The 11,571-nt window shown below is 34.3% G+C and carries 8 protein-coding genes; all 8 read left to right on the top strand.

Annotated elements, in window-relative coordinates:
• Window positions 1-343 precede the first annotated feature (343 nt).
• The 8 genes from GSH73_RS01045 (at window position 344) to GSH73_RS01080 (ending at window position 11,499) form a co-directional block, all read left to right on the top strand.
• A complete protein-coding gene (locus tag GSH73_RS01045; RefSeq protein WP_014757293.1) occupies window positions 344-1,723 on the top strand; it encodes a sugar ABC transporter substrate-binding protein in 1,380 nt (459 codons plus the stop codon).
• A gap of 60 nt (window positions 1,724-1,783) precedes the next feature.
• Window positions 1,784-2,716 (top strand): carbohydrate ABC transporter permease, encoded by a 933-nt coding sequence (locus GSH73_RS01050; RefSeq protein ID WP_014757292.1) that lies wholly within the window; start codon window positions 1,784-1,786, stop codon window positions 2,714-2,716.
• Between the two features lie 14 nt (window positions 2,717-2,730).
• Complete coding sequence (locus tag GSH73_RS01055) at window positions 2,731-3,630, top strand: carbohydrate ABC transporter permease (protein ID WP_014757291.1); 900 nt, start codon at window positions 2,731-2,733, stop codon at window positions 3,628-3,630.
• 29 nt (window positions 3,631-3,659) lie between these two features.
• Window positions 3,660-5,000 carry a GH1 family beta-glucosidase gene (locus GSH73_RS01060; protein ID WP_014757290.1) on the top strand — a complete coding sequence of 447 codons (1,341 nt, stop codon included), beginning with the start codon at window positions 3,660-3,662 and terminating at the stop codon, window positions 4,998-5,000.
• A gap of 234 nt (window positions 5,001-5,234) precedes the next feature.
• Window positions 5,235-6,392, top strand: coding sequence for a glycoside hydrolase family 5 protein (locus tag GSH73_RS01065; protein WP_014757289.1), 1,158 nt, complete (start codon window positions 5,235-5,237; stop codon window positions 6,390-6,392).
• A gap of 613 nt (window positions 6,393-7,005) precedes the next feature.
• A complete protein-coding gene (locus GSH73_RS01070; RefSeq protein WP_014757288.1) occupies window positions 7,006-8,754 on the top strand; it encodes an ABC transporter ATP-binding protein in 1,749 nt (582 codons plus the stop codon).
• A gap of 29 nt (window positions 8,755-8,783) precedes the next feature.
• Window positions 8,784-10,568 carry an ABC transporter ATP-binding protein gene (locus GSH73_RS01075; protein WP_014757287.1) on the top strand — a complete coding sequence of 595 codons (1,785 nt, stop codon included), beginning with the start codon at window positions 8,784-8,786 and terminating at the stop codon, window positions 10,566-10,568.
• Between the two features lie 145 nt (window positions 10,569-10,713).
• Window positions 10,714-11,499: a sigma-70 family RNA polymerase sigma factor gene (locus GSH73_RS01080; protein WP_014757286.1), complete on the top strand. Its 786-nt coding sequence runs from the start codon at window positions 10,714-10,716 to the stop codon at window positions 11,497-11,499.
• Window positions 11,500-11,571: the final 72 nt, after the last annotated feature.

Genomic DNA, 11,571 nt, shown 5'->3' on the forward strand with positions numbered 1-11,571 from the left:
TTTATAAAAGTTTTTTAAAATTATAAAATAATAAGATGCTATTGACAATGCAAAAAAACATAGTATATAATTAAATAAACACGTGTTTATATCAGCTTATCAAAGTTGACGATAATTAATAAAAAATGAGCAAAAAATCATTATTATAAAAATATTTTTTGGTATTATTATCAAAAATAAAAATACATATAAATGCTTTTTAACTGGTCATCTATTGAGATTAAGACTCTTTAATTAAAAACCTTATTTTTAATTTTATAAAATAACATTGTATAATAAAGGTATAACCTTTATTATATATAATTATTAACACGTGTTAATTTTATTTAGAGGAGGTTTATTTATGTACAAAAAAATTCTTGTTGTTTTGCTGGTATTGATGTTAGCATTAGGATCTTTGACTGGTTGTGGTAGTTCATCAACTCAAAGTAATGGTGGTAGCAGTAATCAATCTAAAAGCACATCTTCGGAGAAAGTCACTTTACAAGTATGGATTATGCCTAATAGTCCTCAAACTGTTGATGATTTTTTAAATGTCGTAAAACCGTTTACAGATGCTAATCCAAATATCAAGATAAAAGTAACAGTTTTGGATTGGGGTTCTGCGTGGACAAAAATTACTACAGCTGCAACAAGCGGAGTTGGACCTGATGTTTTGCAGCTTGGAACTACATGGGTTCCTGCTATTGCTTCAATGGGTGCACTTGAGGATTTAACAGATAAAGTTTCTGATTTAGGAGGAGCAAGTGCTTTCTTGCCTGCTGCGTGGAATTCAACAGGTATTAAAAATTCTGGAAAAACATCTGCAGTACCTTGGTTTGTTGATACGAGAGGAATATTTTATAGAACAGATGTGTTTGAGAAAGCTGGGATAGATCCGAAACAAGCTTTTGCAACGTGGGATTCTTTTTTAGATGCTGCTAAAAAGATTAATAATATGGACATTAACGGTCAGAAGATAGCTGCTATAGGCCTTCCTGGTAAAAATGACTGGAATGTAGTGCATAATTTTGCTTCTTGGATATGGGGTGCAGGTGGAGATTATCTATCGCCAGATGATCAACATGCAGTATTTAACAGCCAAGCAGCTTTGAAAGGAATAGATTTTTATACGGGTCTTGCGCTACAAGGTTTAGTACCAAAAGCTGTTCTTGAAAAAAATAGTACAGATGTTGAAAACCTATTCGCTAAAGGTCAATTTGCGATGATCTTTTCAGGTCCGTGGTTAGTAAAGAACTTTTCAACACCTGCAGATAAAGGCGGATTATCTGATACTATAGCGGCGAAAAATTATGCGGTTGCTAATTTGCCTGAAGGCCCTGCTGGAAGGTTTTCCTTCTTTGGAGGTAGTGATTTAGCAATATTTAAAGCGTCAACACATAAAACAGAGGCTTACAATTTGATTAAATATCTTGTAACAAAAGAAGCACAAGTAAATTATGCAAAAGTGTCAGGTATGCTTCCAGCATTGAAAGAAGCACTTGACGACCCTTATATAACATCAGATCCTCATATGGCTGTATTTAAGGAAATTGCCCAATATGGACGTTCTTATCCTGCTGTACCTGCATGGGGACAAATAGAGAATATATTGCTTACTCATTTAGGTAATGTATGGGATGACGTGAGTGGAGTTAAAGGACCGTTTAATGAGAATATGATAGTTGACGAAATGAACAAAGCAGCAGAAGAAGTGGATGGGGTTTTACAGCAATCTAAATAGATTTGAAAGGAGTATTATTGCAATTTGCAATAATACTCCTAATAAAAGGAGTTGATTTAATTGGATTATCTAAAACAAAATTTCAAGAAAAATAAGTTAGCTTACCTACTTATATTACCAGCCATTATTGCAATGCTTATGATACACTTTGTTCCTATGGCTGAAGGTCTATATATTTCGTTATTAAAATTAAATCAATATACGCTATTAAAATTTTTACATGCACCTTTTATTGGATTAGAAAATTTTTATACAATATTATTTGATCCATCAAGCACACTAAGAATTGGGTTTATGGATGCAGTTAGAAATACAGTTATTTATACTATTGTTGTCAATCTCTCAGTTTTAATTATTGGGTTATGGCTTGCTCATGTTTTAAAGCAACAATTTAAAGGTAGAGGTATAGCGCGTACTTTGCTTTTGTTACCTTGGGTCGTACCTTCATATGTAGTAGGATTGCTTTGGGGATTTATGTGGAGACAAGATAGTGGTATAATAAACAAGATTCTTGTGGATTATTTACATATCTTGCCAAATAAACCGTTTTGGCTTATTGGCCCAAATGTTTTAATAGCAATAATCATTCCAACGGTTTGGAGATCATTCCCAATGACTATGATAATGCTACTTGCAGCTTTACAGACGATATCGGATGATTACTATGAAGCAGCTGAAATTGATGGTGCTACAGGCTGGCAAAAACTTATATATGTTACGTTACCATTTTTAAAACCGGTAATTGGAACTCTAATACTTTTTGGCATGATAGGAAGCATTTACTCTTATAATATCGTTGCAATGATGTTTGGAAATGGTGCTGGATACCCAGGTGATTGGGGAGATTTAGTTATGACAAATATTTCGAGGAATTCATTTAATATGTGGCAATTTGGTACTGGTGCAGCTGCATCTGTCATGCTAATGATAGCTGTACTAACATTAACAGGCATTTGGTATAAAATATTTAAAGATTCATTGTCAATGGAATAAGAGGAGGTATTAATTTGATCACAAATAAAGCGAATACACAAAAAGTACAAAAAAAATATTTAACTTATAGACAAAAGAAAAAAATAAAGAGATTTATTTCTCTCACCATGTTGTGGATGTTCATTGTAATTACTATATTTCCTTTGATATGGATGGTAATATCATCAATGAGCAATCAAGAAGGATTGCTGACAGGTAAAATACAACCACAATTAAAAAATATTTTAATAAATTATCATGATATGTGGACAAATATAAACTTTGGATTATATTTCAAAAATAGCCTTATTATTGATGCTTCAACTACAATAATTGCTTTATCAATTGCAGTTTTAGCCGGTTATGCATTAGCTAGGTTTAAATTTATAGGGTCGAATTTATTTGGTATAGCAACGCTTGGTACACAGATGATTCCAGGTATATTGTTTTTACTTCCTCTATATTTGATATTTCTTCAAATTCAGCAGACGTTTGGCATAAAAATGGTTAATACTTATCATGGGATAATCATAACTTATTCTGCATTTTATATTCCATTTAGCATATGGATTTTAAGAGGTTTTTTTGCATCCATACCTTTAGAAATAGAAGAAGCGGCAAGAATAGATGGATGTACGCAGTTTAGTGCATTTATCCGTGTTATTTTGCCATTAGCTATACCAGGTATAATAGCAGCTGCTATTTATATTTTCTTGATGGCATGGGATGAGCTATTATTTGCCTGGGTATTAACAACATCAGCAGATGTTCAAACCATACCTGTTGGCATAAGGCTTTTTGTAGGTAATTATCAAAACAGATATGATTTGCTTATGGCAGCATCCACAGTTGTTACAATACCAGTTGCTTTAATATTTTTCTTATTGCAGAAATATTTTATTAGTGGAATGACTGCAGGAGCTGTAAAAGGCTAAGTTTATTATAAAAGACAGGAGTGATTATAATGGCTAATTTTCCAAAAGGTTTTTTGTTTGGAACAGCAACATCATCATATCAGATAGAAGGAGCGGTAAATGAAGATGGCAGAACGCCTTCTATATGGGATACATTTTCAAAAACTAGTGGCATGACATACAACGGTGATACAGGAGATATTGCTTGTGACCATTATCACAGATATAAAGAAGATGTAGTAATATTAAAGGAAATAGGCGTAAAAGCTTACAGGTTTTCTATAGCATGGCCGAGAATTTTTCCGGAGAAAGGCAATTTTAATCCTAAAGGAATTGATTTTTATAAAAGATTAGTAGAGGAGCTATTAAAGAATGATATAATTCCTGTGGCCACAATATATCATTGGGATTTACCACAGTGGGCTGGAGATTTGGGAGGATGGTTAAATAGGGACTTAATATATTGGTATTCAGAATACTCTCAAAAATTGTTTAAAGAAATAGGCAATGTGGTTCCAATGTGGATAACACATAATGAACCGTGGTGTGCATCAATATTAAGCTATGGGATTGGTGAGCATGCACCAGGGCATAAAGACTATAGAGAAGCGTTAATTGCGGCACATCATATATTACTATCTCATGGTGAGGCAGTAAAGATTTTTAGAGATATGAATATAAAAGAAAGTCAAATTGGAATAACCTTAAATTTAACACCTGCGTATCCGGCAAGTGAAAGAGATGTAGACAGATTAGCAGCTCAATATGCAGACGGTTTTTCTAATAGATGGTTTTTAGATCCAATATTCAAAGGGAACTATCCAGAAGATATGATAGAATTATACAAAGAAGAAATTGGAAAATTTGATTTCATAAAAAGCGAAGATTTAGGTATTATAAGTCAACCGATAGACTTTTTGGGAATTAATTTTTATAGCAGATCGATTGTTAAGTATAGTGAAAAATCTATGCTAAAATGGATAGGAGTGGAAGGACCTGGTGCTAAGACAGACATGGGTTGGGAGATAAGACCTGAATCACTGTATGATCTTTTGAAAAGACTTGATAAAGAGTATACAAGAATACCAATCTATATAACTGAAAATGGAGCAGCATTTAAAGATATAATAACAGAAGATGGCAAGGTTCATGATCAAGAAAGGATAGAATATATAAAAGAACATCTAAAATATGCCAATAAATTTATTAAAGAAGGAGGAAATTTAAAAGGATATTTTTTATGGTCGTTTTTGGACAATTTTGAATGGGCCTTTGGATATTCAAAGAGATTTGGTATAGTTTATGTGGATTATAAAACACAAAAAAGAATTTTAAAAGATAGTGCATTATGGTACAAAGAAGTGATAAATAGAGCTTCAATTGTTTTTTAAGTTTCTATGTCTTAGTGTAAAATTTTATCTAGTTAAAAAACATGAAAATTTTAATGAGGATTAGATTTAGAAATGAGCTCTACTATTTATCTCTGTAAGATGCTGTGTTAAAATAAAAACTTAAAACAAATAGAACTGCCAAAAACCAATGTATAAAGCAAAAGAAAATTAAATCAATTTATGGAAGTATGATAAGTTTGCTAATATTAAAAAAATTTGGAGGAGGACGAGGCTTTGAATAAATTGCATATTAATAAATGGTACTTTTTTGTAGGTATGCTTGCTATGTTTGCTGTAATTATGAGTCTAATCTTAAAAGATACATCTTTAACCTTTGGTGGTTATGAACAGGAAAAATTTCCACATTTAATAGGAAATTCTATGGTAAAAAAACCTTCATTAGCGGGTAGACTTAAAATTATAGAAATAGATGGTAGAAAGACACTGGGGGATCAGCGCGGTAATCCAATACAGTTGAGAGGAATGAGCACGCACGGATTACAGTGGTTCCCGCAAATTATTAATAACAATGCTTTCTCTGCTTTATCGAAAGATTGGGAAGCAAATGTAATCAGATTGGCTATGTATGTTGGTGAAGGTGGTTATTCTACAGATCCAAGTGTTAAAGAAAAAGTTATAGAAGGAATAAATTTAGCGATTAAGAATGATATGTATGTAATAGTTGACTGGCATGTTTTGAATCCTGGCGATCCAAACGCAAAGATATATAGTGGTGCAAAAGAATTCTTTAAAGAAATAGCTAGTAAATATCCAAATGACTTACATATTATATATGAGCTCACTAATGAACCAAATTCAACAGAATCAGATATAACAAATGATATTGCAGGGTGGGAAAAAGTAAAAAAATATGCAGAGCCAATTATAAAAATGTTAAGAGATATGGGAAATGAAAATATAATAATTGTTGGAAGCCCAGAATGGAGTACAAGACCTGATTTAGCGGTAAATGATCCTATCGATGACAAAAATGTTATGTATAGTGCTCATTTTTATACTGGAAGTGCTAGTGTGTGGGAAAATGGCAATAAAGGAAATATTGCTAGAAACATTGAAAAAGCACTTGAAAATGGCTTAGCCGTATTTGTTACAGAATGGGGAACCAGTGAAGCAAGTGGAGATGGAGGCCCGTATTTAAATGAAGCAGATGAATGGCTGGAGTTTTTAAATTCTAATAATATTAGCTGGGTTAATTGGTCATTAGCTAATAAAAATGAAGCTTCAGCCGCATTTTTACCAAATATTTCTTTGGATCCTGGTAATGGTAAAGTGTGGACAGTAAATCAATTGAGTCTTTCAGGAGAATATGTAAGAGCTAGAATAAAGGGAATTCCTTATAAACCTATTTCTCGCGAGACGATGGGAAAATAATTTATCAAAATTTATAAAACTGAAGATAGCATCAAGATTGAAAAGAACCACCGCTCTCTAGGACATTGAAAACATAAAAGATGAGTTTATTATTCTGAGAGGTCACGGATATGAAGCAGTAGGCAAGTTTGTTCTCCTCGATTAGTGAAGGTAAATTGAAATTAAAGTTTTTAATAATATTATTGATAATAATAGTCATAACTTTCTAATAGCTATTATTTTTAAAATACATATAGAAATATGATATAGACAAGAAAAGAAAGCTGATCATTAAGGGTTTTTTTACAAATTTGTTGCAATCGTTTTGTCCTAAATGGTATAATATCTATAGTTTCTCTTTGAAAGGAAAGATTGTGATGATTAAGGGTGTTCTTAAATAAGCCATTAGATTGAAAATGGCAAAAGTATGGCATTTTGCTTTGAAGCCGTAAATTTATGGTAATTTATTGGCTTTGTTTGCTGTACTTTAAATTGTTTAAGAACACAGTCAAACACGATCTTTGCTTTTATGCACGATAATTGTACCTACGATTGTTGTGTGTCAAAGTTTGCTTAAAAAGACTGTATAAGACTATGTTCTTGTACAGTCTTTATTTTTTAAGGGGGGATTCTTTTGAGGAGAGTTTTAAAATACGTCTTAAGGTACAAATTGTATGTGATAGTGCCGTCTATTGCCATGGTACTGGCAATCGCACTTGATATGTTTAATCCATATCTACAGGAGATAATTACCGACAAAGTATTTATAGGCGGTGACAAGAGCCTTCTTTGGCCAATTTTGTGGGCTTTTATTGCAATTACAGCAGTGAGGACCGTATTAGGATATTTAAGAGAGTATATATTTGATGTGCTTTCAGCTAAGATAAGCGTAGACATAAAGAAGGATCTTTTTGATCACATTCAAAGCCTTCCTTTTAGCTTCTTTGATAATATGAATACAGGTGAGCTTATGTCAAGGATAGGCGAAGATGTTGACAATGTGTGGAGGAGCGTTTCGTTTGGCATAAGGCTGTTTATTGAAAATATGATATATTTTATCACAGCATCCACAATACTCTTTTTTATAAATTGGAAGCTTACTTTAGTAAGTCTTTTGGGAATGCCTATCATTGGGTATCTTGCACTTCAGTTTAAAAAAAAGATTGGCATATCTTATGGGAAGCTAAGTGATCAAGGTGTGCTTATGAATACGGCGGCACAGGAGAATATAGCTGGCGTAAGGCTTGTGAAGGCTTTTGCGAGAGAAAAGTACGAGATCATGAAATTTCTAAGCTTAAATAATGAAAATTTTGAGCTTAGAATGGAGCAAAACAGGATAGTGGCCAAGTATTTTCCGCCCATAGATTTTTTGACGAATTTCTCTATCGTCATATTGGTGGTATTTGGCGGCATGCTGGTCATTAAAAGTTCTCTATCTATTGGGGAATTGGTGGCTTTTAGCGGATATATATACATGCTTATATGGCCTATGAGGATGTTGGGATTTTTGACGAATCTTATTGCGCAGTCAGATGCGTCAGCTAAAAAGATAATGAGGATCATGGATATCGTTCCGTCTATTAAAGACAGTGAAGATTCTATAAGGATAAAGGAATTAAAAGGCAACGTGGAATTTAAGCATGTGTTTTTTAAATACCATGATGATATGGTCTTAAAAGACATAAATTTCAAGGTTTCAGCGGGTCAAACTGTTGCCATAATGGGTACTACTGGCTCTGGAAAGTCGTCTTTGGTAAATCTCATCGGGAGGTATTATGATGTCTTTGATGGGGCTGTGTACATTGACGGCCATGACGTAAGAAGCATAAATCTTCACGATTTGAGAAGCCAGATGGCGGTAGTGCAGCAGGATACATTTTTGTTTTCTGAAAGTATCGAAGAAAATGTCAGATTTGGAAAAGAAGATGCGTCATTCGAAGAAGTAAAGGAAGCATTAAGACTGGCTTGCGCAGATGACTTTGTGGAGGAGTTTGACGACAAATACGATACGATAGTAGGTGAAAGGGGTATAGGACTGTCAGGTGGGCAAAAGCAAAGGATATCTATTGCGAGAGCACTTATAAGGGATGCAAAGATATTGATACTTGATGATGCCACATCTGCTCTTGACATGGATACGGAATTTAGGCTTTTAAAAAATCTAAGCGAAAGGCGGAAAAACGCTACGACGTTTATCATTGCTCACAGGATATCGGCTGTCAAAAATGCAGACATGATACTTTACATGGAAGATGGACGAATCGTCGAGAGAGGGACACATGATGAGCTTTTAGAAAAAAGAGGCAGATACTATGAGATTTACTTAGAGCAGTTTAAAGATTTTAGCGACGAAGAATACGGCATACCTGATGCCTTAAGCTAAAATATTTGTAAAAAGAGGGAGGCACGAAAATGGCTAAAAATACGGTGAAGCAAGACGAAGACTTAAGGCGAATGTCAAATTTCGTCATATTGAAAAGGCTATTTAGTTACCTTGGCAAATATAAATTAAAGGTATTTGTAGTGATAATGTTTTTAATATTTGAGATGGCTGTAAGCTTGGTAAATCCAGTTCTTATGAAGACAGCAATCGATAAAAACATACGAAATGGCGATATAAACGGATTGTTTGTCATCGGGATTTTGATGGTGTCATTAAATTTTTTATCAATGATGGCATCAAGAACCAGGATAGTAAAGATGGCTTCTGTCACAAATGACATACTTTTAAATATAAGGCATGAACTTTATAGCCACATACAGAAGCTTTCGTTTTCGTTTTTTGACTCGAGGCCAGTAGGCAAAATCTTAGCAAGGGTTATAGGAGATGTGAATTCACTGCAGGATTTGTTTAACAACAGCGTTACAAATTTTATACCACAGATTCTTACAGTAATATGCGTTGGTGCCATGATGTTTTATTTAAACAGCAAATTGGCTTTAGCATCTATGATTTTGTTGCCGATGCTTGTGGTTGGGCTTTTTTCAATAGAGACTTTGTCAAGAAGAAGATGGCAGGAATTTAGAAGAAAGAGGTCTACGTTTAATGCTTACACACATGAAGATTTTTCAGGGATAAAAGTTGTGCAGGAGTTTGCAAATGAAGACAAGACTTCTTCAGTGTTCTTTAAGCTTGTCAAGGATATGATGGACAGCTTCATTAAAGCTGTAAGACTTAATGACCTTTTTTGGCCTATGGTTGACGCGTCTTATGGAATTGGAGCTGTAATACTTTATTATTTTAGTGCGAAGTTTATGGGATACGGCGTCACAATCGGGACAATAATAGCATTTACCATGTATATAGGCATGTTCTGGAGGCCGATCCTCGACATAAGCAATTTTTACAATAGCTTAGTAATGTCTTTCGCATCTGCAGAGAGAATATTTGAGATAATGGACATTGAGCCAGATATTGTAGACATGAAAAATGCCATTAAGATGCCTAAGATAAAAGGGAATGTTGAGTTTAAAAATGTCACATTTGGCTATGAAGATGGCAGTGTTGTATTAGATGATGTAAGCTTTAAAGTGAATGCTGGGGAGACTATTGCGCTTGTAGGACCTACTGGTGCAGGAAAGACTACGATTGTAAATCTCATAAGCCGTTTTTACGATCCATCTAAAGGTGCTGTCTTGATAGATGGCAAAGACATAAAGCATGTGGAGCTGGAGTCACTGAGAAGCCAGATGGGCATAATGCTGCAGGATACGTTTCTGTTTTCGGCTACAATAAAGGAAAATATAAGGTACGGTAAGCTTGATGCTACAGACGAGGAAATCATAGCTGCGGCAAAAGCCGTAAATGCTCATGAGTTTATAATGAAGATGGAAAAAGGATACGACACAGAGGTAAACGAGAGGGGCTCAAGGCTTTCTGTGGGACAAAGACAGTTAATATCATTTGCAAGAGCGCTTTTGGCAAATCCTCGCATATTGATTTTGGATGAAGCCACATCTAACATAGATACACAGACGGAAAGGCTCGTGCAAAAAGGCATAAAAAGACTTCTTTCGGGAAGAACGTCTTTTGTCATAGCTCACAGGCTTTCTACCATTAGGGATGCCGATAGGATAATGGTGGTAGATGGAGGAAGGATTGTCGAGACAGGCACACACGATGAGCTTATGAATCTTAGAGGCCTTTATTATGACCTCTACATGTCACAGTACAAATTTTTAAGTGAAGGAGCTTAAATATGATCAGGCGGAGGATGAATATTTCATCTTCCGCTTTTTTTATCTATCACATAAATTTCACAAAATTTTCACATCAAAACTATAAAGTCCGGTTGTAGTATTGTTTACATAGAAAATAAGTGATAATGATGGGGATGATAGGATGCCAAAATTATTGACAAAAGAAGAGGAAAAAAATTTATTTGAAAGGCTTAGAAATGGAGATGAAAGCGCTAAAGATGTATTGGTGGAATGCAACATAAGGCTTGTTGACAAAGTTGCTGCTGGCTTTTTAAAGTCTGGCGTGGAGTTTGATGACCTTGTTCAAGAAGGATTGATAGGCCTTCTTACAGCGATAGACAAGTTTGACCACACCAAAGGTTACAAATTTTCTACTTATGCTACTTGGTATATACAGCAAAGCATGAGAAGATATATAGGCAATTACGGCAAAATCATTAGGCTTCCAATCCATATAAATGAAAAAATAAACCGAATATTGAAAGCGCGGTATTTGATAGAGCAGAAAAAAGGAAGTCTTGCTACAACAGAGGAAATATCCAGATTGACAGGATATACTGAAGAAGAGATAGAAGGTTATCTGTCATACGCTACAGATGTCATAAGTCTAAATCAATACGTCAATGATGAAAGAGTCGATGCAGAGCTTATAAATTTTATACAAGACGATACAATTGATGTAGAGGAGATGGCCATAGAAAAAGAGATTAAAAAAGAAATCAGAAAGATTTTAGATAGTCTTCCAGAGAGGGAAAGAATGATACTTAAAATGCGATTTGGCTTTGGCTGCAATTTAAAGACACTGACGGAGATCGGAAATATCTTTGGACTGACTCGAGAGCGAATACGCCAGATACAGAACAATACCATAAAAGAATTAAGGCACAATCGGAAAGTGAAAGAGAGATTGAGAGAGATTATCACATAAATTTCACAAAATTTTCACATCAAAACTCTAAAGTCCAGTTGTAGTATATGTGTAATAAATTGATGAGAGGAA

The organism is Thermoanaerobacterium aotearoense, assembly GCF_009905255.1.
In the GTDB taxonomy this organism is placed as follows: domain Bacteria; phylum Bacillota; class Thermoanaerobacteria; order Thermoanaerobacterales; family Thermoanaerobacteraceae; genus Thermoanaerobacterium; species Thermoanaerobacterium aotearoense.

Bases quoted from the DNA above. Each gene is read 5' to 3' on its own strand.
- GSH73_RS01045 (WP_014757293.1), top strand. From the start codon at position 344: ATGTACAAAAAAATTCTTGTTGTTTTGCTGGTATTGATGTTAGCATTA.
- GSH73_RS01075 (WP_014757287.1), top strand. From the start codon at position 8,784: ATGGCTAAAAATACGGTGAAGCAAGACGAAGACTTAAGGCGAATGTCA.
- GSH73_RS01080 (WP_014757286.1), top strand. From the start codon at position 10,714: ATGCCAAAATTATTGACAAAAGAAGAGGAAAAAAATTTATTTGAAAGG.
- GSH73_RS01060 (WP_014757290.1), top strand. From the start codon at position 3,660: ATGGCTAATTTTCCAAAAGGTTTTTTGTTTGGAACAGCAACATCATCA.